This window comes from Bacillus sp. YBsi01, from assembly GCF_038406745.1.
GTDB lineage: Bacteria > Bacillota > Bacilli > Bacillales > Bacillaceae > Bacillus > Bacillus siamensis.
On record NZ_CP151679.1, the window covers coordinates 2,911,531 to 2,935,484 of the forward strand.

General features: G+C 46.1%; 22 protein-coding genes, 4 tRNA genes and 1 pseudogene. 2 read left to right on the top strand and 25 right to left on the bottom strand.

Going from position 1 to position 23,954, the window contains the following annotated elements; translation table 11 throughout:
- Nucleotides 1–88: 88 nt before the first annotated feature.
- The 16 genes and pseudogenes from AADZ70_RS14590 to dnaB form a co-directional block, all read right to left on the bottom strand.
- A pseudogene (locus tag AADZ70_RS14590) lies at nucleotides 89–724 on the bottom strand (MFS transporter); the annotation flags it as partial.
- Nucleotides 725–884: 160 nt separating this feature from the next.
- Entirely contained in the window at nucleotides 885–2,309 is a 1,425-nt protein-coding gene (locus AADZ70_RS14595; RefSeq protein WP_342007263.1) for a HAMP domain-containing sensor histidine kinase, read from the bottom strand.
- Nucleotides 2,306–2,506 carry a hypothetical protein gene (locus AADZ70_RS14600; RefSeq protein ID WP_342007264.1) on the bottom strand — a complete coding sequence of 67 codons (201 nt, stop codon included), beginning with the start codon at nucleotides 2,504–2,506 and terminating at the stop codon, nucleotides 2,306–2,308. The genes AADZ70_RS14595 and AADZ70_RS14600 overlap by 4 nt, the downstream gene beginning before the upstream one ends.
- Nucleotides 2,507–2,955: 449 nt before the next feature.
- On the bottom strand, nucleotides 2,956–4,152 hold the full coding sequence (locus tag AADZ70_RS14605) for a S1C family serine protease (protein ID WP_342007265.1): 1,197 nt from the start codon (nucleotides 4,150–4,152) through the stop codon (nucleotides 2,956–2,958).
- A gap of 86 nt (nucleotides 4,153–4,238) precedes the next feature.
- The gene (locus AADZ70_RS14610) at nucleotides 4,239–5,033 is read right to left on the bottom strand and encodes an MBL fold metallo-hydrolase (RefSeq protein ID WP_016937374.1); all 795 of its coding nucleotides are present in this window, start codon (nucleotides 5,031–5,033) and stop codon (nucleotides 4,239–4,241) included.
- A gap of 14 nt (nucleotides 5,034–5,047) precedes the next feature.
- Nucleotides 5,048–5,887: a two-component system regulatory protein YycI gene (gene yycI, locus AADZ70_RS14615; RefSeq protein WP_016937373.1), complete on the bottom strand. Its 840-nt coding sequence runs from the start codon at nucleotides 5,885–5,887 to the stop codon at nucleotides 5,048–5,050.
- Complete coding sequence (gene yycH, locus AADZ70_RS14620; protein WP_342007266.1) at nucleotides 5,874–7,232, bottom strand: two-component system activity regulator YycH; 1,359 nt, start codon at nucleotides 7,230–7,232, stop codon at nucleotides 5,874–5,876. Before yycH ends, yycI begins: the two co-directional genes overlap by 14 nt.
- Nucleotides 7,222–9,057 (bottom strand): cell wall metabolism sensor histidine kinase WalK, encoded by a 1,836-nt coding sequence (walK, locus tag AADZ70_RS14625; protein ID WP_016937371.1) that lies wholly within the window; start codon nucleotides 9,055–9,057, stop codon nucleotides 7,222–7,224. The genes yycH and walK overlap by 11 nt, the downstream gene beginning before the upstream one ends.
- Before the next feature lie 6 nt (nucleotides 9,058–9,063).
- Nucleotides 9,064–9,771, bottom strand: a complete 708-nt coding sequence (gene walR / locus AADZ70_RS14630; RefSeq protein ID WP_004393104.1) for a cell wall metabolism DNA-binding response regulator WalR — start codon at nucleotides 9,769–9,771, stop codon at nucleotides 9,064–9,066.
- Between the two features lie 336 nt (nucleotides 9,772–10,107).
- Nucleotides 10,108–10,180 (bottom strand) — tRNA-Phe (locus AADZ70_RS14635).
- Between the two features lie 36 nt (nucleotides 10,181–10,216).
- Nucleotides 10,217–10,293: transfer RNA gene (locus tag AADZ70_RS14640), tRNA-Asp, on the bottom strand.
- An 84-nt stretch (nucleotides 10,294–10,377) separates the two neighbouring features.
- Nucleotides 10,378–10,449 (bottom strand) — tRNA-Glu (locus tag AADZ70_RS14645).
- A gap of 8 nt (nucleotides 10,450–10,457) precedes the next feature.
- Nucleotides 10,458–10,533: transfer RNA gene (locus AADZ70_RS14650), tRNA-Lys, on the bottom strand.
- A 202-nt stretch (nucleotides 10,534–10,735) separates the two neighbouring features.
- Nucleotides 10,736–12,028: an adenylosuccinate synthase gene (locus tag AADZ70_RS14655; RefSeq protein WP_016937370.1), complete on the bottom strand. Its 1,293-nt coding sequence runs from the start codon at nucleotides 12,026–12,028 to the stop codon at nucleotides 10,736–10,738.
- Between the two features lie 238 nt (nucleotides 12,029–12,266).
- Entirely contained in the window at nucleotides 12,267–12,680 is a 414-nt protein-coding gene (locus tag AADZ70_RS14660) for a VOC family protein (protein WP_342007267.1), read from the bottom strand.
- Nucleotides 12,681–12,797: 117 nt separating this feature from the next.
- Nucleotides 12,798–14,162 (bottom strand): replicative DNA helicase, encoded by a 1,365-nt coding sequence (gene dnaB / locus AADZ70_RS14665; RefSeq protein WP_016937368.1) that lies wholly within the window; start codon nucleotides 14,160–14,162, stop codon nucleotides 12,798–12,800.
- Nucleotides 14,163–14,332: 170 nt separating this feature from the next.
- Here dnaB and AADZ70_RS14670 point away from each other — a divergent pair, with 170 nt between their 5' ends.
- A complete protein-coding gene (locus AADZ70_RS14670) occupies nucleotides 14,333–14,530 on the top strand; it encodes a DUF2188 domain-containing protein (protein WP_016937367.1) in 198 nt (65 codons plus the stop codon).
- Nucleotides 14,531–14,560: 30 nt separating this feature from the next.
- Here AADZ70_RS14670 and AADZ70_RS14675 read toward each other — a convergent pair whose 3' ends face one another.
- Entirely contained in the window at nucleotides 14,561–14,770 is a 210-nt protein-coding gene (locus AADZ70_RS14675) for a hypothetical protein (protein WP_016937366.1), read from the bottom strand.
- 118 nt (nucleotides 14,771–14,888) lie between these two features.
- Between AADZ70_RS14675 and AADZ70_RS14680 the strand changes: the two genes are divergently transcribed.
- The gene (locus tag AADZ70_RS14680; RefSeq protein ID WP_016937365.1) at nucleotides 14,889–15,032 is read left to right on the top strand and encodes a YycC family protein; all 144 of its coding nucleotides are present in this window, start codon (nucleotides 14,889–14,891) and stop codon (nucleotides 15,030–15,032) included.
- A 150-nt stretch (nucleotides 15,033–15,182) separates the two neighbouring features.
- On the opposite strand, the gene AADZ70_RS14685 is transcribed toward AADZ70_RS14680, so the two are convergent.
- From AADZ70_RS14685 to AADZ70_RS14720, 8 genes are all read right to left on the bottom strand, one after another.
- Complete coding sequence (locus tag AADZ70_RS14685; protein ID WP_342007268.1) at nucleotides 15,183–16,478, bottom strand: glycosyltransferase family 4 protein; 1,296 nt, start codon at nucleotides 16,476–16,478, stop codon at nucleotides 15,183–15,185.
- A 22-nt stretch (nucleotides 16,479–16,500) separates the two neighbouring features.
- On the bottom strand, nucleotides 16,501–17,556 hold the full coding sequence (locus AADZ70_RS14690) for a phosphotransferase (RefSeq protein ID WP_342007269.1): 1,056 nt from the start codon (nucleotides 17,554–17,556) through the stop codon (nucleotides 16,501–16,503).
- Entirely contained in the window at nucleotides 17,549–18,736 is a 1,188-nt protein-coding gene (locus AADZ70_RS14695; RefSeq protein WP_342007270.1) for a carbamoyl-phosphate synthase, read from the bottom strand. Before AADZ70_RS14695 ends, AADZ70_RS14690 begins: the two co-directional genes overlap by 8 nt.
- Nucleotides 18,733–20,061 carry a glycosyltransferase family 4 protein gene (locus AADZ70_RS14700; protein ID WP_342007271.1) on the bottom strand — a complete coding sequence of 443 codons (1,329 nt, stop codon included), beginning with the start codon at nucleotides 20,059–20,061 and terminating at the stop codon, nucleotides 18,733–18,735. The genes AADZ70_RS14695 and AADZ70_RS14700 overlap by 4 nt, the downstream gene beginning before the upstream one ends.
- The gene (locus tag AADZ70_RS14705) at nucleotides 20,058–20,714 is read right to left on the bottom strand and encodes a PIG-L deacetylase family protein (RefSeq protein WP_016937360.1); all 657 of its coding nucleotides are present in this window, start codon (nucleotides 20,712–20,714) and stop codon (nucleotides 20,058–20,060) included. Before AADZ70_RS14705 ends, AADZ70_RS14700 begins: the two co-directional genes overlap by 4 nt.
- Before the next feature lie 87 nt (nucleotides 20,715–20,801).
- A complete protein-coding gene (locus AADZ70_RS14710; protein WP_342007272.1) occupies nucleotides 20,802–21,365 on the bottom strand; it encodes an AarF/UbiB family protein in 564 nt (187 codons plus the stop codon).
- Between the two features lie 144 nt (nucleotides 21,366–21,509).
- Nucleotides 21,510–21,959, bottom strand: coding sequence for a 50S ribosomal protein L9 (gene rplI / locus AADZ70_RS14715; RefSeq protein WP_095241068.1), 450 nt, complete (start codon nucleotides 21,957–21,959; stop codon nucleotides 21,510–21,512).
- Nucleotides 21,956–23,935 (bottom strand): DHH family phosphoesterase, encoded by a 1,980-nt coding sequence (locus tag AADZ70_RS14720; protein WP_045925622.1) that lies wholly within the window; start codon nucleotides 23,933–23,935, stop codon nucleotides 21,956–21,958. The genes rplI and AADZ70_RS14720 overlap by 4 nt, the downstream gene beginning before the upstream one ends.
- Nucleotides 23,936–23,954: the final 19 nt, after the last annotated feature.

The window sequence follows — 23,954 nt, forward strand, 5'->3', positions numbered from 1 at the left end:
AACTGAAAAAAGGCTGAGATGCTCCTCAGCCTTTCGTCAGGTTATGTCTGATTGGCGAGCCGCTCCCCGGTAAACCAAAAGTTTTCGCTCACTGCCAATGTATGTTCCGTATTCTCGACTGGATGGCGACGCTCGCTTTCAGTTTGTAAAAGCTGAGCATCATAAACAGCGACAATAAGATGGATAACACCCCGATTGCGGTCAGCAGCAAGGCTGAATCAAAATAGTCGTTAAGAATCGGATAAACGGAAAGGCAATGAACATGAAGAGCGATGTCAGCAAACTGATAATCGACAGCAGCGTGGCTCTCGTTCTTGACGGAATCTCATTGTTCACCACCTGACTGAAGACGGGTTCTATCACGTCATAGAGCGCGTTAATGACGACAAAAGCGGCTATCGTCACGTACAGGCTGCCCAAAGGTATAAACAGATAGGCTGCCCCGATGATGCAGAATGTCAGCAGAAGCACGCGCCTCGGCGTGAATTTTTCCGCCGGCTTTGAAGAAAAGATGGAGCACAGCGCCTGTAAGATGGACAGTCCCGCAAAAATAACGGATATGTGACGCACGGACAGCCCTTCCGATATAAAAAACCGATGTAATCGCAAAGAAAACAGAGAGGGACAGCACCAAATATTTAAAGGCTTTGTTCAGCCTGAAGAAGTCCTTGACTTCCTTTAGGATGTCACCGACCGTCTGCGTTTCGTGTTCACTGTTTTGAAATGGCTGACGCGGGGGACAGATACGTCCGCTCCGGCCCGCGTTCGGATAATAATCGGCATACACGATTCAGCGGCTTCCGTCCGTTTTTCCTATTCTAAAATAGTCCGGATGAATTTTATTAATCTTCTTGTATGAGCGGGATCTTTTTGAATCAGCAGGCTTACCCCTGCAGCCGGATTACGAACACGGAGCCTTTTCCCTGCTCGCTTTTCACTTCAATTGTTCCGTTATGGCTGTCGATAATGGTTTTTGTAATGGCAAGACCCAGCCCGGTGCCGCCGTATTTACGGGAGCGGGAGGTTTCTGCCCTGTAAAACCGGTCAAACAAATGAGGCACATGCTCCGGTGCGATGCCCGTCCCGTTGTCCGCCATCATGAGCATGATTCCGCCATCTTTCTGCAGGGACACGGTGATGACGCCCGTTTCTTCATCCGTATGCTGCACCGCATTGTAAAAGAGATTGAGAATGACCTGCTTCATTTTGTCTTTGTCAAAAACGGCTTCAATCTTTTGATCGACAAAAAACTCGAGCTTCCGTTTTCCCGCCAGCAGCCTCAGCTGAGCCTCCATTTCCAAAATGACGTCTCCCAGCGCGCCTTTTTTCATTTCAAAGCTCGGCTCCCGGTCCATCTTCGCGAGAAACAGAAGGTCCTCTATCAGCTTATTCGCTCTGGCGGATTCCGCGTACAGGCTTTGAAGCGCTTTTTCTTTCTGCTCCGGCTTCTCCGCCGCTCCGCGCATTAAAATTTCGATAAAGCCGTGAATGGAGGTAAGCGGTGCTCTCAGCTCATGTGACGCGTCTGATACAAACTGCCGGATGCGCTCCTTCGCTTCTTTTTCCGCCTGAAACGCGGTTTCAATCCGTCCCAGCATCTGATTGATGGATATGCCCAGCGACTCCATTTCTGCCTGCCTTTTATCAATCGGCAGCCGTTTATCGAGACTGGCGGCATTGATGTCATCCACCATACGCCCAATGCGCGATAATGGCTTGAGTGTGAGCCGGATCATCGGTAAGAAAACAAACAGTCCGATGACCAGAGCCGCAAAGGAAAGCACCGCAAAAATGCCGATCTGGCGGAAAAGCGAATCATTCAGAGGCTGTGTCAGCGTGCTCATTTGCACAACTCCCGCCGGTCTTCCGCCAACGGAAATCGCCTGAAACACGGCGATGATTTCCTTACCCGCTTTATTGTGAGCCACCTGATAGTGAAGCGCCATGGGGTCTGTCAGCGCATCCCGATACACGTTTTTCGGAAAAGATGGGGCGGCTCCCGTTTGCGGGTCTTCTGATAAAACAGACATCTTGTATGATGGATTGATAAAAGCAGCCGTCATCCCGGGGTAAATCAAATTCGGGTGGGCCGGTGTTTCGGAACGGGCAAGGGTTTTGATTGACCTCCATACACTTTGATCCATTGAATGGATATAGCTTTGGATGCTGGCCGCCTGATTTTCATACATCGTCCGTGCCATAAACATGTACTGAGTGCCGCCGATGAAGCATAACAGCAGGGCCAAAATCACCAGTGACCTGAACAGGAGCTGGAATCGCAGGGTTCTGAACAGCTTTCTCCGCTTCATCCCAGGTCCGCCCTGCATTCGGCGCCCCGCACCTTGTGCTCTTTGTCCTTCAGCTTTTCGCGTAAAGAGCGGATATGTGCCTCGATGGTATTGTCTTCCCCGAGAACCGTTCCGTGGCGAAGCCCCATCGTTATCAAATCAATGAGTACAGACCCGCCGTCTGCACTCAGCAGCCAGATGCCTTTCAACTTATTCATGATGCAGTCTCTCCTTAGATGTATCAGCCTGTGTTTATTTTTTTCGCTTCCTCTTCTATTATTCGCTTTTATCTGAAACAAAACGGAATCTAAGCTGAATTGGTTAAAGTCAACGCCTAAAACGGTGCAGTCTGCACATCACAATAATTTCACCTGCCGCTTCGATTTTGCAGCATCAGTCTGTTTCTGCCTATTATCAATTGAGCGTGTTGCGGCCCGCCTTCAGGAAAAAACGGCATAAAAAAAGCGCCCTGAAAAAGGACGTTTGATATGTCATATTTCATTTTCTTAAATTCTGCATTCTAAAATAATTCTTCCTTCGCATTCACCCTCGATTTCGTTCAATACAATAATCTTATCAGCCGTTTTCATGTGTTTCACCCCCTTTTCTTCATCATATTAACAAATAAATCAATAAAAAACAGCCCGGTTTTTTCCGGGCTGTTTTTTTATTTCTGTAATCGATCCGCTTCTGTCAGTTTGACTTCCGCTGTTTTTTTCTTTCCTGAACGGTAGAACGTGATGTTCACACGGTCGCCGATCTTTTTGCGATACAGACGTTCACGAAGATCCACAATGTCGTTGACCTTATGACCGTCAAAACCGGTGATCACGTCAAGCTTTTTCAGCCCTGCTTTGCCGGCCGGTGAAAACGCGTCGACACCCATAATGACCGCCCCGGTTTTAACACCTTTCGGAAGTTTCAGCGTCTGGCTCCAGTGGTAGCTCGCAATATCCGTTAAAGATTTCATTTCGATACCGAGGAAAGGCCGTCTGACTTCTCCGTATTTTTCTAAATCCTGAATAACGGGAATGACAAGCTTTGAAGGGATGGACAGGCCGATTCCTTCAACGGCGGATTCGGCGATCTTCATTGAGTTAATGCCGACCACCTTACCCGATATATCCATCAAAGCGCCGCCGCTGTTGCCGGGATTAATCGCGGCGTCGGTCTGCAGCACTTCCGCATTCCAGTCCGGCTGTCCGTCTCCGTTTGAGTCAACGGGCACCGCCCTTTCCTTGCCGGAAATAATTCCCTGCGTCACTGAGCCTGCAAATTCAAGCCCGAGCGGATTTCCGATCGCCACGACCGGTTCTCCGACTTTGACTTGATCGGAATTGCCGAACTGGGCGGCCGATTTGATTTTATCAGACTTCACCTTCAGCACGGCCAGATCCATCAGACGGTCGCTCCCGATCAGTTCGGCAGGCACGCGCGAGTCATCTTTCAGGCTGATCTCAATCTCAGTCGCACCTTCAATGACATGATGATTGGTTACGATATAAGAAGTGGTTCCGTTCTTTTTGTAAATGACACCGGACCCGCTTCCCGCTTCGCCGCCCTCTCCCCAAATATCGGTCTTTTGGATATTGAGAACGCCGACTACCGAATCCGATACACGGCTGACCATATTCGTGACAGCATCATTGACATTTACGTTGACTGTTTTCACTTGTTCGCTTCCGATACGCTGATTGGCGCCTCTGCTGCTTTCACCATGGTCTCCGCCTGTCCAGTACGGCAGCAGTAAAGCCATGAGCGCGGCCCCGACGATGACGCCGATCAGACTTGAAAGGAAGTATCCTCTCTTACTGCGGCGGGGCTGTTCGGGGGCGTACTGTTCATCATCGCGATTATAATCCACCCTATCTCAAATCCTTTCAAGAGAACTCAATTTGCTTATAGTGTGGGTTATATCGCGGATTAATAATCATGATTCATTTGGAAAAATTACACGGCGCACAGCGGCGTCGGGATTTTCGGATCGGTATCAAATAATTGAAACGTTTCCCCCGCGACAAATCCTTTCGCAGCCAATGTCTGCTGCACGGACATTCTCGCCAGTTCCTTCATATTGTTGTCTTGGCTCAGATGCGCCAAATAAATGCGTGATGTGCCGTCGCCGATGACATCGGTCATGGCGAGCGCCGCGTCTTCATTTGAGACGTGGCCGACATCGCTTAAAATCCGCCGCTTAATGCTCCAAGGGTATCTGCCCATTTGCAGCATGCCGACGTCATGGTTGCTTTCAAACACAAATACATTGGCCGAACGGATAATGCCTTTCATTCTGTCGCTCACATATCCGGTGTCCGTCATCAGCGCGAGCTTTCTGCCTTGGTAATGGAAAACATAAAACATCGGCTCGGCCGCGTCATGAGAGACGCCGAATGACTCAACATCAAGCCCTCCGAAAGATTTCACGCTTTCCATCGGGAACAAAAACTTTTGTCCGGTATCCAGCTTGCCGATCTGATTCTCCATCGCTTTCCACGTCTTTTCATTGGCGTAGACGGGAAGACCGTACTTTCTCGCAATGACGCCGAGCCCTTTAATATGGTCGCTGTGCTCATGAGTGACAAAGATGCCGTCCACGTCGTCTATCTTGCGGCCGATTCTCTCCATCAGCCCGTCCATCGCTTTACCGCTCAGGCCGGCATCCACCAGAAAAGAGTGCTCCTCTGTCTCCAGATAAAACGCGTTTCCGGTACTCCCGCTCGCAAGAACGCTAAATTGCAAGCTCATTTGTTCTCACTCCATTATTTATTTTGATTGTTATCAATGACTGTGCTTTCCAATGCATTCACAGTGTACGTTTGCTGTGTCTTTTTCTTCGTCCCTTTTGACTTATCTTCAATTGTGATTCTCCATACCGGCGCCAGCACCTGCGTACTTGTCAGCGGGTATTGGGCAATATAGCCGAACTTGACGCTTTTGACGGCGCAATTCGCTTTTAAGTAATTTTGAGAATACAATAATTCGACCGCATCCAGCTCAGGAATCAGGCTTTCCGTCTGGATTCGCTTGAATGACTCCAGCATGGTCTGCTCGTAAGACACGACCTCGTTTTTATCGTTCAGATGCAGAATCACCTGTCCGATCGCATCAGTGGACGAGTCAAAATCCTGATAAATAAACTGTCCGTCATACGTCTGGTAAAAAATGATCTGTTTTTGATCCTTGTCGACTTTCCACAGTTTATATTTTTCACCGCCGGTTATTTTAGAGCTCACGAGCGATTCCGCATCATCCTGCGGTTTTTGCTTCGATAAACCGACCGGATCGGTAAATTTCATTTTCAGCGTCGTGACCTTGTGATCATCCGCCGGCATCTCCATTAAAGGTTTTTGATCCTTCAAGGCATCAATATCTTCCGCGGTGAATACCTTTTGGCCCGCCGTCAGCCGGTAGCCCGTCGCGGAATCAGAAGACAGGTTGCCGAATGTGATATGATCCATCTCCATGTCTTTTTCCACATTTGAATTCTTAATCACTTCGTATTCACTGCTTGAGCGTTTTTCAAAAAACTGATAGCCGAGAAAAATATCGAGGATGAGGAAGGCAATGATGAAGATCGTTTTTGTCTTATTCCACTCCATTATCGTCCTCCTCCTTCCCCAGCAGATCTTTCGTAATCGGAACGATCTTCCCGTTGATTTTCATACTCCAGACGGGTTCCAGCTCAACAAGATCATTCGTTGACGAAGATACCATTTGATAGGACAGGAAGATCTGGTCGATTTTGTTCACATCGTATTTATCCTGCTGCTCCAGCAGAGACACAATCTCATTGCCGCTCTTCATTTTTACGTCTTTTGTTTTAATCGGATTCGGCCCGAGAACATAGTTCGGCCGCTTGTAGCTGAGAACTTCGTCATTGGCCCATTGCAGGGTCATAACAGGCCCGGACCCGAAAGGCTTAGACATGCTGTTGATGACAGGCATTTGGTCTTTAAACATGTAGAAACTCAGCTGCTGGTTATCACTCACATTGAAAAATTGATAATGATCCGTCCAGCTCCCCGTATCCTCTAAATATTTATAGCTTTTCTTAATCAGCTCTCCCGTTTGGTAAGAAGCACTTTGCGCCAGGTTCCGGTGCTGGAACTGAATCTGCCGCTGCGTCGAATTGATTTCCAGACGGCTGATTCCGTCAGTCAGCACGTTCCGATTGTAATTCGGGTCCTCTCTGACCGTGCTCGGATCATTAAAGAGTGTCTGCTTAAACAGGTTCGTCTTAATGGTTTCAGTGATAAATTCTTTTTCCTTCATATTAAACCGCGCATTCGGCATGAGAAATTCTTTGCTTTTTCCGACCGAATAGAGGTGGTATAACGGCATACTCGATTTTTTGCTGTACAGCTCATTCATCAGATTGCGGTAATTTGCAGACTCGACAGTCACTTCCAGAATCAGCTGTTTGCTGTAAGAGACCATGTAAATCTTCTTATTCGGCTTATTCTCATTAAACGGAATGACAATATGGTCAAATGAGCTGTATTCCATTGACGGATTCGACCATTTAAACATCGTTTGGAAGAAATCAATCGGAATGGTGTCATTGAATTGCAGATCGAGCTTTGCCGAATTCCCATTTCTGCCGTAAAGCCAATTTTTAAAACCGAGTTTGTCGTATTGATCAGAAATATCCTTCATTCCTTTTACTTCCCATTGCGGCAAATCCGCCCACAGGTCATTAAAGAGCGTTTCATCAACCACTTTATAATGAGAGCCGTTTGTATGAATGAACATATCCCGGGGTTTTACCGTTTGCGACATTTTTTGGCTCGTTTTATCAATTTTATGCTTTTCCCGGACAGTCGATTTGGTTGAGGCCGTGCCTTCTGAGAAATTGGGCTGGAATGTCCAAATTCCCCATGTTAAAACAAGACTAATGACGACTAGCACCGACAGTATGACTGTTTTTATATTTTCACGCCTCATCCCAATCATCCTCTTGCTCTTCTTTATATGGAAGAGTAAATGTAATCTTCGTGCCTTTGCCTTCTACACTGTCGGCCCAAATGTCACCGCCGTGCGCCTGAACCATCTCTTTTGCAATCGCAAGGCCGAGTCCGGTGCCGCCGAGCTTTCTCGTGCGCGCCTTATCCACCCTGTAGAAACGGTCAAATACTTTTTCCACATCTTTTTTCGGAATGCCGATCCCTTCATCTTTTACACTGATGTAGAGCAGCTCTTCTTTCTCATTCACATCAACTGAGAAGGTGACATGTCCGCCTTCCGGTGAGTATTTCAATGCGTTAGAAATGATATTATCGAGAACCTGCGTCACTTTATCCTGATCAATCTCCACGTACAGATTTCTGTCCGGCAGCTCGCGGATAAATTCGACATGCTGTTCTTTCGTCATTTCAAAACGGTCAATAATCAGAGACATAAAGCGGATCATATGAATCCACTCTCGATTAAACTGATAATCTTTGCTGTCGAACTTAGAAAGCTGAAGCAGATCATTTACCAATCTGATCATGCGCTCAGTTTCATTTTGGGTCACCATTAAGAAACGCGGAGCGATCTCTTTGTTTTCCCACGCGCCTTCTGCAAGCGCCTCTAAATAGCTTCGCATTGTCGTCAGCGGTGTCCGAAGTTCATGGGACACATTCGCAACGAATTCTCTGCGCTCGCGATCGAGTTTTTCCTGCTCGGTGACATCATAAAGAACCGCGATTAAACCATCAATTTTTCCGTGCTCTCTCTGAATAACGGAAAAATTGACCCGCAGCACAGTCGTTTCATCGTCACGTTCGATCTCCAGCAGCATGGAGTCCTGCTGTTCTACTAAATCCTCAAATGTAAAGTTCTCTTTTATGCCCAATAAAGACGTAATCGGCATCTCTAAAGCCGTTTCACGTGAAACATTCAGCAGCTCAAGCGCAGGGCTGTTTAACAGAATAATAGCCCCGTTGCGATTCGTGGCGATGACGCCGTCCGTCATATACGCGATAACGGAAGAAAGCTTTCTTCTCTCCCCTTCCGTCATGGCTTGGGCATCTTCAAGCTCTTTCGTCAGATGGTTGAAAGTCGTTGCGAGCTGACCGATTTCATCATGCCCGTATTTTCGAACCTTTCTGGAGAAATTCCCTTTTGCCAGTTCCATCGCCTGCTTACGCATATCCGACAGCGGATGGGTAATGGTCCGGGCGAGAAATATACCGAGAAGAGCCGTCAGAACGAGGGCTAAGCCTGTTCCTGAAGCAAGGATCGAGTTGACGGTTTTCATTTGGTTAAAAGTATCTTCCATACTGGCCACGACATATATCGCGCCGACAACTTCCTGATTCTCTGTAATGACCGGTTTTGCCGAAATCAGCACTCTGTTTTTGCTTTTAGGATCATAATATTTTTTTGAATAGGCCTGTTTTGTAGAGAAAATCCGTTTAAAAATCGGGTCAGTCGTCTGTTTCCCCGCTATTTCCTCGCCATAAGGCCTCGAAGAACCGACGACCTCATAGCTTTTATCAACAAAGGTAATTTCCCGTATTTCATTGTTTTTCGTAAAATCATTCAAAATACGCTTGACGTCATCCTTAATGACGGTGCCGTCATTGTCCCCTTTATATTCCTGCTCAATATAATAGGAAAGGTTGTCAATCCGCTGATTTAACGATAATTCATAGGACTTGAGAAGAGAATTCTCCACCTGTTTCACAAAGTACACGCCGATAATCTGCATGGCAATGATAATAAGAAGTACATAGATCAGCGTGATCTTAAATTGAATCGACCGAAAAAAACCAACCTTATTCATCGCCGGTTAGTCCTGTTCAGGGTTTCTCAAGTAATAACCGACACCCCGTCTTGTGACGATCCAGTTCGGATGGCTCGGATTATCCTCGATTTTCTCGCGAAGGCGGCGAACTGTCACATCCACCGTTCTCACGTCACCGAAATAGTCATAGCCCCATACAGTCTGCAGCAGATGCTCGCGCGTCATGACCTGTCCGATATGTTTGGCTAAGTAATGCAGCAATTCAAATTCACGATGGGTCAGCTCGATCGTTTCTTCTCTTTTTGATACGACATAAGCGTCAGGGAAGATGACGAGGGAACCGATATGAATGTCATTTGAAGCTGATTCTTCCTCAGCCGGCGCAACCGTAAGCTGGCGGCGCAGGTTTGCTTTGACGCGGGCCAGAAGCTCACGCGTGCTGAAAGGCTTAGTGACATAGTCATCCGCTCCGATTTCAAGTCCGATGACCTTGTCAATCTCCGAGTCTTTTGCCGTCAGCATAATAATCGGCATATCATATTTTTTCCGGACTTCCCGGCACACTTCAACTCCGTCTTTATTCGGAAGCATAATATCTAATAGAATTAAATCGGGCTGAAGCTCCTCCACCATTTCCACGGCTTCGTTTCCGTCATACGCACAGTGCACGTCATAGCCTTCTTTTCTTAAATTAAACTCTAATATATCTGCAATCGGTTTTTCATCATCGACTACAAGGATCTTCTTATCCATCATCTTGATTTTCCTCCTGCCAGAATGACTTCATTTCATCTATTGATGTTTCATGATGATCACAATTCGGATCGTGAAAAACGTTCCCCGTCTATTATAACGGTTTCAGGTCAAAAGATAAAAAAATTAAAGAGAACAGCGCAAAAACGTATTGAACTGCCATCCTTTTGTCATGTTTTTTATTTTCTTTTAAAAAATAATATTTTTTTGAAACCTCACGAAAAAAAACGCCGTCTACTTTTTGACGTCTTCTTCTGGGCCGGCTGAAAAGCCGGCTCTCCCTTTTTTTATCACAAAGAAAAAACGCACCTACTATTGCAGATGCGTTTGGGTAAGTGGCTCGGGACGGAATCGAACCGCCGACACACGGATTTTCAGTCCGTTGCTCTACCAACTGAGCTACCGAGCCAGATGTTTCTTTTCTATACTATAAAGTAAAGTAAAATGGCGGTCCGGACGGGACTCGAACCCGCGACCTCCTGCGTGACAGGCAGGCATTCTAACCAACTGAACTACCGGACCTTACAGTAATTTGTCCGGGAAACCGTATCGTGGCGGTCCTCCCAGGACAAATAAGGAGTTAGCAATAACGCTAAAGTAAATCAATGACCCGTACGGGATTCGAACCCGTGTTACCGCCGTGAAAGGGCGGTGTCTTAACCGCTTGACCAACGGGCCATAAAAAGTGGTGAGCCATGAAGGACTCGAACCTTCGACCCTCTGATTAAAAGTCAGATGCTCTACCAACTGAGCTAATGGCTCTTAATGTGTCGGATTATGTATCATAGAGCATTCAGACAAAAGCTTTCTTGCAGTACTCTATTGAAGCTGTTCCGTAACAACGAGATTTATAATATCATAGAACATTCGAAAGTGGCAACTACTTTTTTGAAAAAAATCTATTATTTTTTTCCTACATGAAAAAACAAGCCTCCGGTCACGGAGGCTTGTCTGCTGTAAATCCTTAGTTAGCACGGTATACACTGCGGATGACGTTCGTTTGTGAACGGTCAGGACCGACAGAGAAAATAGAAAGCGGAATACCTGTCAGCTGAGACACGCGTTCCAAATAATGGCGCGCGTTTTCAGGAAGGTCGCTTAACGTTTTTGCGCCTGTAATATCTTCCGTCCAGCCAGGCATTTCTTCATATACCGGTTCACACTCAGCGAGGGCTTTCAGGCTTGCCGGGAATTCTTCAATCACTTCACCTTTATAGCGGTAAGCGACACAGATCTTCAGCGTTTCAATGCCAGTCAGTACATCAATTGAGTTCAGAGAAAGATCTGTGATTCCGCTGACGCGGCGGGCATGGCGGACAACAACGCTGTCAAACCAGCCGACTCGGCGAGGGCGTCCTGTCGTTGTGCCGTATTCGCGTCCGACTTCACGGATTTGATCTCCGATTTCGTCTTTCAGCTCAGTCGGGAAAGGACCATCACCGACGCGGGTTGTGTACGCTTTCGATACACCGACGACGTGCTGAATTTTTGTCGGGCCTACGCCTGAACCGATCGTCACCCCTCCGGCGACCGGGTTAGATGAAGTGACAAACGGGTATGTCCCTTGGTCAATATCAAGCATAACCCCTTGAGCGCCTTCAAATAAGACGCGGCGGCCTTCATCCAGCGCGTCATTTAAGACGACGGATGTATCGCATACATACTTTTTAATCTGCTGGCCGTATTCATAATACTCATCCAGAATATCTTCAATTTTGAAGCCGTCCGTTTCATACATTTTTTCAAGCAGACGATTCTTCTCTTCAAGGTTCCGCTCAAGCTTTTCTGCAAACACGTCGCGATCTAACAGGTCCGCGATCCGAATGCCGATCCGCGCCGCTTTGTCCATATAAGCAGGTCCGATGCCTTTTTTCGTTGTGCCGATCTTATTGGCCCCTTTGCGTTCTTCCTCTACTTCATCCAGTTTCAGATGATACGGAAGAATCACGTGGGCTCTGTTGCTGATTCTCAAGTTATCCGTGCTCACATTGCGTTCATGAAGATACGCAAGCTCCGTTACGAGCGCTTTCGGATCAACAACCATTCCGTTCCCGATAACACACGCTTTTTCTTTATAAAAAATTCCTGATGGGATTAAATGAAGCTTGTACGTGACGCCATCAAACTTGATGGTATGTCCTGCATTGTTTCCGCCTTGATAACGTGCGATCACTTCTGCATTTTCTGATAGGAAATCTGTAATTTTACCTTTTCCTTCATCGCCCCACTGCGTACCTACTACGACTACTGAAGACATATATCCGTGCACCTCCGTTAACCTTTCAAAACGATATCTCATTCAAACAAATTAAGTGTATCAGTGCCGAAACAGAAAGTCAATCGTAAATCCGAACATTAAAATCTTATCATTCTATTTTTGTTCGCCTTAACTCTGTTTAAAAGCGTTTTCTCTTTCATTTGTTATCTATTACTCCTGAAACTTTCATACTTTAATATGAAAAAGAACCCGTACCCCGGGTTCTTCAGACAGTCATTTATATGCCGCTTGTATTCATTAGAACGATCCGCCAGCCGTCGGGATCTTCGATGGTCACGCCTTTTTCTTCCCAGTACGGATTTTCGGATTTTTTCTCTTCATATCCCATCTGCTTTAACCTCGTGCTGATGCGAATGACCTCCTGAGAATCCGGGATGTAAAAGACAAGCAGGCTGTCGCCGTGCGGAACGGGCGCCGGCTGAGACGCGCCCGTTTCTTCGGTAAATTCTAAATGATATTGCGTATGAGGCAGGCCGAACATGACGCCGCTGTAGCCTCTATGTCCGGAAAAGCTGCCGACCCTCTGCAGTCCGAGGTCCTCTTCATAAAACCTGATGATTTCTTTGAGCTGTCCGGTCGGCCGGGCAATCCGGATTTGCGCCGCTTGGAATTGCGGAAATTCAATTGTCATCATCATTCCTCCCTTGATGCCATTATATAAAAGCGCTTTCTTTTTATCGACTGCAGAACGGACGGCATTCTCTCATTCTTTCGGATGAAAAAAAGCCTCAAGACATCGCTTGAGGCTTTACGCACCTGCCGGAACACCGCCGTCATCAAAGCGTCTTTCCAGGTTTACGAACTTATTGTATTCCTTCACAAAAGCCAGTGAGACGGTGCCCACCGGGCCGTTACGCTGTTTGGCGATAATGATTTCGATGATGTTTTTGTTTTCGGATTCTTTATCATAGTAATCATCACGATACAGGAAGGCGACGATGTCGGCATCCTGCTCAATACTTCCTGACTCACGGATATCTGACATCATCGGACGTTTATCCTGCCGCTGCTCAACACCCCGGGAGAGCTGAGACAGGGCGATGACCGGAACTTCAAGCTCCCGTGCCAGCGATTTTAGCGCCCGTGAAATTTCCGATACCTCTTGCTGGCGGTTGTCGCTTGAACGGCCGCTTCCCTGAATGAGCTGCAAGTAGTCAATTAAAATCATGCCCAATCCGTTTTCCTGCTTCAGCCGGCGGCATTTTGAACGGATTTCGCTGACGCGGATGCCTGGGGTGTCATCTATAAAGATACCGCTGTTTGACAGGCTTCCCATCGCCATCGTCAGCTTGCCCCAATCTTCTTCCGTCAGATTTCCCGTTCTGAGATTTTGGGCGTTAATATTCCCTTCGGCGCAGAGCATACGCATGACAAGCTGCTCGGCTCCCATCTCAAGACTGAAAATCGCGACGCTCTCATCCGTTTTGGTGGCCACGTTTTGCGCAATATTTAAGGCGAACGCCGTTTTCCCCACGGATGGACGGGCTGCGACAATGATCAGATCATTTCGCTGGAAACCCGCCGTCATCCGGTCAAGCTCAATAAAGCCGGTCGGAATCCCGGTAATATCGCCTTTCCGGTTGTGAAGCTGCTCAATATTGTCATATGTTTGCACAAGCACATCTTTAATATTTTGGAAGGCGCCCGAGTTTTTTCGCTGCGCAACCTCCATAATCGTTTTTTCCGCATCGCTTAATAGATCTTCAACTTCATCCTCGCGCGTATACCCGTCTTGGGCGATCGAGGTCGCCGTTCTGATTAAACGGCGGAGAATTGATTTTTCCTCAACGATTTTCGCGTAATATTCTATATTAGCCGCTGTCGGAACGGAATTCGCGATATCCGTCAGGTAAGAAACGCCTCCCACCTCTTCTAACAAATCGGTATTCGCAAGCTCTGACGTTACCGTGATCAAATCAACCGGTTCGCCGCGGTCTCCGAGCACGAGCATGGCATTGTAAATTTTTTGATGTGACATTCTGTAGAAATCATCCGGAATCAACACTTCAGAAGCCAGTGTCAACGCAGACGGCTGTAAAAAAACAGCACCTAACACGGCCTGCTCAGCTTCTATGTTTTGCGGCGGCAGCCGATCATTCAGAAGGTCTGTCATGCTAAGCACCGTCCTCTCCTTAAAAAATATCCAAACTCCATTTTACCATTTCTCATGAAAAAGAATAGAAAAATATCACTTTCCCTGTATTTGTCAGGAGAGGGTTATGTGTTTTGCCGTTCCGAATGCCGGGAAACAAATAAACAAACCAAACCCAGGAGGGAAGAAGGATGAAGACATATGCAGTAACGCCAAGTATTGATGCAGACGGATGGTTTGTGAAGGCAGAAAATGTGGCGCCGACGGCTCTTTGTACATCAAAGGACGCGGCAATCGAAAAAGCGGAGCAGATGGCGAAAGAGAACAGCCCGGCTAAGCTTGTCATTTATGATCAGCATAAAAACATTGAAGAGGAACGTTCCTTTTAAGAAAAGCCTTCGCCCGCGCGAGGGCTTTTCTTATTCGATGAAGCGGATCTGCAGCACTGTCTGCGCCATGAGATCAGCCGTTTTTTGATACAGATCCCATTCTTCACAGGCGGCAAATACTTTCATCATTTCCTGCAATGTCTGTTTAAGTATGATAAATTCGTCAATTGTCCGCAGTTCTGCGGCCTTTTTCTGATAATCAGCCAGCTTCAGCTGTAATAACATCAATGGCGATTGCATAAAAAACCTCCCCCATTCTGTTATAAAGCCAGGCTTATCAAACCTCCATTTCTTTGTCATATCCTCTTACGATAGAATTTTGATTTTAGTACAATAAAGAAACGGAAGGAGTGATCACATGAAACCGCTGCAAATTTCCGCTGAAACGGCGCAAAAGCTTGCAGAATCACTGAATATGCCGCTTGAAAGAATCATGCACATGCCTCAGCACATTCTGCTTGCCAAATTAGCTGAAGTCCAAAAAGAGAACGATCAAAAATAAAGGCTGTTCCCTCATATATATGTGCGGGAGGCGGAAGCAATGGCTTTCCGCCTCTTTTTCTTATAGGTAAATAAGGAATGGCGGCCGGACGAGGCGAGATCAAAACATAAGACCGGAAAAAAGGCTTTGCTCTTAAAACCGTCGCCAGAATCACTCATTTAAAAATGATTGATAAATACTGTCTATTTGTGAAACCATGTTCTCCTGACGCAGATGCTGGCCGGCATAGGTCTTTGCTGCTTTTCCAAACTGTTCTCTGAGAGCTTGATCCGTAATCAGTCTTAAGAGGGCATCGGCAAGCTCCCGGATACTGCCGGGCTGACAGATAAGGCCTGTTTTCTCATGCCGGATCATCTCAGGGATCCCCCCGCAGTCAGTTGCGACAATGGCCTGACCTGAGAACATCGCCTCGATGATCGCTATGGGAAAATTATCATTCAATGTAGGCAGAACAAAAATAGACGATTCAGCCAAAAGCGCCGGCACATCACGCCGTTTTCCGAAGAAAAACACATTTGCAAGACCCAGTTTCCGCCTCTTCTCTTCCAGAAAACCCCGCATTTTCCCGTCTCCGATTATCCATATCTCGACTCCGGATAAGTGCCTCCGGATTTGTGCGAGAGCGTCCAGCAGCACGTCATGTCCTTTTCGCTCTGTCAGGCGGGAAACACATGCAATCACGAGCTTCTCAGCACGTTTTGGCTCGGGTGCATCCCGGATGTCAATGCCGGTATAAACAGTCGTCAGCTGTGTTTCTTTTGCACCGTACTCCAGAAGAGGCGCATGAAAGGAGTCGCTGATGGTAATGATTTTATCCGAAGCCCGAATGCCCTGTCTTTCTATCTCAGAGAAGTATGCCTCTTCAATTGAGCCCTTTTGGATTTTATGAAACTTCATCCGGCTTTTCGTAAAATGTCCATGCGGCGTGAAGAAAAGAGGACGCCGATACGTTCGATTAAGATGTCCCAGCAAAAATACCGCAAACAAATCCTGTGCATGAAACAGATCGTATTGCTCTAAATCCTTTTCCATCAAAAATCGTTGAAAGACACGTAAATAGCTGAGATTTTTGACGAGTTTTTCGTTTGCGGCGCCGTATCTGCCAAGAAGAAACACTCTGACTTCATCAGCCGCACGCGGAATATCTTCCTGAAAAAACGATGGCGGCATTTGAAGGGGCGAGATGACATCCGCCTGATGACCGGCGCGCTCAAAACCTGTCTTAACTGACGTGATATAGCTCGCCAATCCTCCGACATTCGGGTACTTGAGAAAAGTTGCGTACAAAATACGCAACAGCCTTTTTCGTTTGGGGGAGCTTTTTCTTTCCGCACAAAATGAATGCAGCTCTTGTTCATCTTGATGGCCGATGCCATAAAATTGATCCATGACGCGCAATAAGGCAGGAGGCACCAAACTGCACGGCCTCCCGATCTCTTCTCTCAAACCCGCTCCCCCTCTCTCAAACCTATAAACCTAATTCCCGTCCCCATTGTGACACTTTGTCTGCATGATAGGGCAGCAGCTCTCCTCCCCGATTGTCGAATATTCTCCGCAATTGGGTATGAAGCCCTTTCTCAAGTGTTCTCTGCACATAAGCCATTTTATAAAGCGTCATAGGGGGCGTCTCAAAATGAATGCCCCGCTTTTTCATTTCTTTCGCATACACTTTTACACAAAACGTCCGAATCTCTTCTGCGTGGCGGCTCCAATCTTTTCTGAAGCCGAGCAGAATCTCAACCAGAACAGTCATATCGAACCATACCGGCGCGTATTTTGCTGATTCCCAATCGATGAATTGAATGTCCCACGGTTCATGGCCGGACGCGTCATGGGTGCAGATATTCTGCATATGAAGGTCGCCATGTGTAATGGCCGAGCCGTTTTGTATCAATTCAGGGAAAAAATCCGGTCCTTTTTGCTCCAGCAAGTGAGAGATCTGCCGATAATGAGGCTTGACGATATCTTTTGTACGTTCATCTTTAAGGGCCCTATCCAATAATTCCGCTGTCTTTTTGATCTGCTTTTTACGCCCCTTCCTCATCGTTTCCGATTCATATACCGGGAGCCATGACCGCCATTTTCCGTCAGAAATTTTCTTGTTTTCAAAGGTGCGGCTGTGCAGTTCTGCGACAGACGGAATAATATATTTGAAGTGCTTAGGATGAAATGTAAGCTGTCCCCTGATCTGGCTGACAAACTCCATAAATATCCATGTTTCATGATTGCTTTCTTCTATAAGATAGATTTCCGGCAGCAAATCCCCTAAGACAGAACGGGCTTTACTGTATATATTAATCTCGACCGCGTTTTTTTCACGGGAAGATTTATACACCTTCAAAATCAGCGGTATGGTCCCGGATTTCTTTTTCACAAGCAGTTTATAAATGGCGCTTCTGTCCGTTGATTTCAGACATGTGATGCCGTCCGGATTCACAGCCGCCTTTTCGCCAAGTGAATACGATAGTTTTTCGTCAATTCTCAGTTTCTGAAACGCAGCATACAAACGATCCTTTTCATACATGCCGATCTTCCTTCCGCTTCCGTTTCCAGCTGTTTTTGAGATGGGACCAAGTGTTTCTGATAAACGGCATCGGGTCATTCCAAGCAAAAAGGGCATATTCTTTTTTTCCTTTAAATCCTCTCCAAAAATGCCGGAATGTCATGTCTCCTCTTTTTCGTTTCTTCAAAAACGTTAAGAAGTAACGCACCTCATAAATCCAACTGATTCCTTCTTTTTGTTCGAGCTGAGGCTTTACATGTTGTCCGGTCAAATACAGATAGTACATGTAAACGAAATGAACGCCTGCAGATTCCGTCAGGCTATGGCTGAGCCAAAAGCGCGGATTTATTTCTATAAACTTGTAAACATTGTCCCGCGGATCCTTTTTAAATTCCGCCATGCCTACTCCTTTGAGCTGAATCGCTTCAAAAAACGGCAGGGTCTTCTCAATTAATTCAGGAACCCGTTTGCTCACGACATGAGCCCCAGCGCCAAAATCAGCGGGAAATTGATGTTTTTTTTGCAGTGAAAACAAGCCCATTAACTTCATTTGGTCATCATAAAAAGTCGCCACTTTATAAAAACATTGATTGTCACCGGGAATGATCTCCTGCACGAGCAGTTCTCCATTTTCTCTGTAGGAGCTGAACTCCCTGCGCAATTGTGCGGCATCCTTCATCACTATTGCTTTTTTGTTTACTTTTTTTCTGTATTCATGGCCGGCCACCGGTTTTAAAATACACGGGAAGTCAATATTGGCGATGGCCTCTTCCAGTTCATCCTGATTGTTCGGAAAAAAGGTTTTCGGGCAGGGAATGTTGTGCTTCATCGCTAATTCATATGCTTTGCTTTTATCTAAAACCGTCTCTAACAGAGAGCGGCTCGGGAGCAAAAATAAAAAAAAACCGGCTAATGTGTCGCGGAATTTGGATATGAATCCCGCATAATCATCAGATCCTGCGTACAGAACCGGTTTTACTTGAAATCGCTTCCCGAAATCAGTCAGAAATGTCAGCAGTTCTTTCTCTTGTGTTAAAGGGCTGGGACAGACCCCGCAATCTGCCAATCTTGATTTTCCGATACGATAAGGTTCCTCCGTGTCAAACGCGTAAACATCTATTCCTCTTCGGGCCAGGCTTCGAATCATCCCGATCCCGTTTGCACTGAAATCAAGTACAACGGCCGCATGTTCGTGTTTCATAATCTCCCTCCGAGCTTGATGGTATTTTGATAAATGGATTCAATATTTCTTATCATCGTCTCGCTGCTTAAGTGCTTCTCTGCGTAGGCCTTTGCATTTAAAGCAGCTTTTTTCCGCGCAGATTTGTTAGAGATAAAAAACGTTAAAGCCCGGGCTAGCGCCTCTGCATTTCCCGGCTCGACAATCAGCCCTGTTTTGTTATGGCGGATCAGATCCGGGATGCCCCCGCAATCGGTCGCGATGATAGCCGTGCTGCTGAACATCGCTTCAATAATCGAAATGGGCAGACTATCATTAATGGTCGGCAGTACGAATATGTCCGTCATATTCAAAATAGCGGGAACATCGTCTCTTTTTCCTAAAAAGGAGACCATTGATAGTTTCAGTTTTCGAGCCTGTTCCTCCAGGGCTCTCCTTGTCTCTCCGTCTCCTGCGATCAGCACTTCCACATCATCAAGTACATCAGACGGAATTCGCGAGAGTGCCTCCAGCAAATACTTATGTCCCTTTCTCGGGCCTAATCTTGCAATACACGAGATGATAATCTTATTTTTCGGTAACGGGATTTTCTTTTTCCAGCCTATTTTTGTATCGTAATCAATTCCAGTGACCACCGTTGTCATGTCTTCCTGTTCGGCCCCGAGCTTCATGAGCGGCCTGCGGAACGTATCGCTGATAATAATCAGGCGGTCTGCGTATTCAATGGCTTTCATCTCTAATGTTTTATAATAAATCTCTTCTACCGAGCCTTTTTTAAATATGTGAAATTTAAGTCTGTTGAAAGTAAACATGCCATGCGGTGTAAAAAATAAAGGTTTCTTATAGATTTGATTGAACCTGCCTAACATATTGGCTGTAAATAAATCTTGAGCGTGGAACACATCATATCTTTCCAAAGGAATCTTTTGAAGCATTTGCTCGTATACAAACATCAGCCGATTATTTCTCAAAATATGATCGTTATAATCCCCGTATCTGTCTTTAAAGAAATCTTTTAATTTCGGAACAACAGCATCCCGCAGTTCTTTTACTTTGTCGGAAGGAAACAGATTAGGGGATATGACATCTACCTTATGACCTCTCTTCTTCAGGCCTTCACTAAGCGTTTTAATATAGTTTGATAAACCGCCCGTGTGCGGGTAGTCCCAAAACGTGGCAATCAAAATGGATAACTTCTTCTTTTTCCTGTATACCGGCGGAATTTGATCTGCATGTTTCATCTGTGTCTTTATGACTTTCTTTTTTTGCGGGCGCGTTTTGACCCCGTAGTAGCGGTCAAGCGTCTGGACCATATACGGATAGGGGACGGAAAATGTCTTGTTCATTTCCAGATCCTCCGCACCACTTCAAATGCTTCGGCGTATTCCACACCCGCTGTCATCCCTCTGACTCTTCCTAAATGTTTAACGCCTTCATATGAACGGGGATGAGGGTAATCCCTCATTTCTACGTCGTAGTGGTGAAGCGCCGCGAGTTTGGCATCCATCGTGTCTGTGATATTGACGAAGTAATTGGGCTTGAAGAGTTTATCAGCCGTATTCCTCTCCCACTCGCTTGAAGACAGCGTTTCAAACGTAAGCAGTTCAATCGGCTTTTGATCCGGAAGAGGTCTGGCGGCTGTTAAAACTGCTTGGAATGTTTTCTGATGGTCCATATTGATATCGCCGTAATGATGAGTAAAGATTTTATCAGGCTGATAGACGCGAATGAGCTGTTCTAATTCTTTGACAAGCTTATGAAGAGGGATACATTCCAATTCTAAATTCGTATGCTCCAAAAAGATGACTTTCTCAATTCCAAGCTCTTGATTCGCACGTTCGCCTAATTGTTTAATATGATGAGCTTCTTCTTTTCTTCCTAATGCCGTAATAACGGAAATTACTTTATATCCTTCATTGATCAGCCGTTTTATGGTGCCCGCTGATCCCAATAGTTCATCATCAGGATGAGCGCCGATAACCATAATGTATTCTTCCATTTTTTCCACACTCCACCAAACAATTGTTACAAGTATCATATGACGACCCTAAAAAAAGGAAACTTACATGTGCGGATTTTCAGAAACTTACATGTGCAGCTGCCATTCCAGGTAACGTGACGGATTTAATTTTTTTATGGTGTCCAAAAACTCATCCGCCAGGCCGTATTGGTTCAATCCTTTTAATAGTTTTACAGGAAAGCGGGCAATTGCGGAAAAGGCTCTTTTATGATCGATGACTTTAAGATTACCGCGTTCGTTGATCAGAATGTGCCTGATTTCAGCGTCCCATCTGGTAAAACCGATTTTCTTTAATTCATCCAGCATATTTAAAATATCAGCCGCCAGTTTTTCAGAAATGAATTTTTCTGTTTTAATATGGCGGGCAAGGGAGGTGCCTTGAACATATTCCATCACAATATAACGATCTCCGTATTCATACAGTTTTGGAATCACTGGGGAACCTTGTCCGATTTGCAAAGCTGCCAATTCCTTCTCGCATGTCTCTATTTCAAAGAAATACTTTAAGCATTTGTTGTGTGTTAAGCGATAGACTTCCCCGTCTTTTCCGTTCCCGATCAGCGGATAGTGTTCCAGCGTCTTTTTATTTTCCGGATCATTAAAATATGTTTCAGAAAAAAATCGCATCATACCGACACATCCTTCGTTATGTTGTAATATCATATGCAATCTGATAAGCATCGGACATGAAACATTCTCATCATTTTCTTACGCCGCATCTTATGCTGACATAAAAAAACCCGCCGGATCGGCGGGTTTTTCTATTATTATATATTACGCTTCTTCTTTTACGTGAACCTTCAGCACAGCCTGAACTTCAGGATGCAGCTTTACAGGAACGTTTGTATATCCCAATGTGCGGATACCGTCTTGGAGTTCCAGTTTCCGCTTATCCACTTTAATCTTGTGCGACTTTTGCAGCGCTTCTGCAATCTGCTTGCTTGTGACAGATCCGAACAGGCGGCCGCCTTCACCGGATTTGGCACTCAGCTCAACAGTCAGCTGTTCAAGCGTTTCTTTTAAATCTTTCGCTCTTTCAAGCTCTGCAATCGCTTCTTTTTTCTCTTTTTCTTTCTGTCCTTTCAATGCGCTGATGTTTGTCGCATTTGCTTCGACAGCGAGGCCTTTTTTAATGAGAAAGTTATGTGCATAACCGTCTGCTACGTTTTTCATTTCGCCTTTTTTCCCTTTACCTTTTACATCTTGTAAGAAAATAACCTTCATCTCTGAACGCCTCCCTCAAAATATTCATCAATGGCTTCCTTCAGCCGGACAAGCGCTTCTGAAACAGAAATGCCTGATAACTGGGTTGCCGCATTGGTTAAATGCCCTCCGCCGTCCAGCGCCTCCATAATAATCTGCACATTGACCTCGCCAAGCGATCTCGCACTGATGCACACCGTATGCTCATCCCGCCTGGCTACGGCAAATGAAGCTTCCACTTCACTCATCGACAAGAGGGAATCAGCAGCCTGCGCAATCAGCACCTGGTCAAAGTACTCCTCTTCATTTTCAGGAAGAGAAGCAATCGCGATATTTTCTTTATAAAGAGCGGTATGCTGGATCAGCTTCGCCCGCTTGATATAAGAACCGACTGATTCTTTGAGGACTTTCTGCACCAGAACCGTGTCTGCGCCTTTCGCTCTCAAATAAGAAGCGGCATCGAACGTCCGCGAGCCCGTGCGAAGGGAAAAGCTCTTCGTATCCACTATTATACCAGCTAACAGGGCCGTCGCTTCAATCATATTGATTTTGAGCCGCTTCGGCTGGTACTCAAGCAGCTCCGTCACGAGTTCTGCGGTGGATGAAGCGTATGGCTCCATATAAACGAGCAGCGGGTCTTTAATAAATTCCTCGCCTCTTCGGTGGTGGTCAATCACAACGATATGCTCGATTTTGTTCACGAGACGCTCTTCCATCACAAAGGACGGTTTATGTGTATCTACCACGACAAGCAGCGTGTCATCATTTGAAATTTCCATCGCCTCTTCCGGCGTGATAAACCGCGACCACAGCTCTTCGTATTTTTTAATTTCTTCAATCAGGCGCTGAACACTTGATCCGATCTGATTCGGATCAATGACGATGTAGCCTTCCTTGCCGTTGGCCTGCGCCACCTTTAATATTCCGATTGCGGCTCCGACTGCGTCCATATCAGGAAATTTATGACCCATAATAATGACATTGCTGCTTTCTGAGACAATTTCCTTGAGCGCGTGGGAAATCACCCGGGCGCGCACCCTTGTTCGCTTCTCCATCGGATTCGTTTTGCCGCCGTAAAATTTCACCTTGCCGTTCGGCATTTTGATCGCCACTTGGTCGCCTCCGCGGCCGAGGGCCAAATCGAGGCTGGACTGCGCCAGATCTCCAAGCTCCTTCAAGGAAGAAACCGATGCGCCGATCCCGATGCTGAGGGTCAAAGATACCGTATGAACAGATGTTTTTTCACGGATTTCATCCAAAATCGAAAATTTCGCGTTTTCAAGCTCCGTTAATATGTGCTCATTTAACACCGCGATAAACCGTTCCGAGGACGTCCGCTTCAGGAAAATGCCGTACTCTTGCGCCCACGCATTTAATAATGAGGTGACCTGGCTGTTCATCGTGCTTCTCGTCTGGTCATCCAGCCCCTGTGTGACATCATCATAGTTATCTAAAAAGACATATGCCAGCACGGTTCTCTCATTTTCGTACTGCTTTTCAATCTGAATCTGTTCCGTCACATCAAAGAAATAAAGCAGGCGCTCATCTCTTTTAATCACCACTTTAAACTTCCGCTCATTCAAGGTGATCGTTTCCGAATCGACCTCCTGCTTGATCAGCGGCACGACGGCCTCACATGTGTCATACAGCGAGCGCCCGACGAGCGTGCTTTCATTAAAGCAGGAAGACAAAAACGGATTCGCCCACTCAATGTAATATTGATCATTAAACAGCATAATCCCGATAGGCATTTCCATTAATGCCTCTTCGCCTACTTTTTTCAATCTATAGGATAGCGTGGAAATATAATTGTCAATTTCTCTTCTGATCAAAGAATCCGCACGCTTAATGAAAAACAAGATCACGGCGAGCAGCACAACGCCGACGGCTCCTATCAGCCAGTTAAAGTAAATGCTGATGAGGATTACGATGATTGACAATGCAATCAATGCATAGATGGGATACCGAAACAACGGCTTTTCATAAAAACTAGGCATTTCTATCAACTCCCCACCT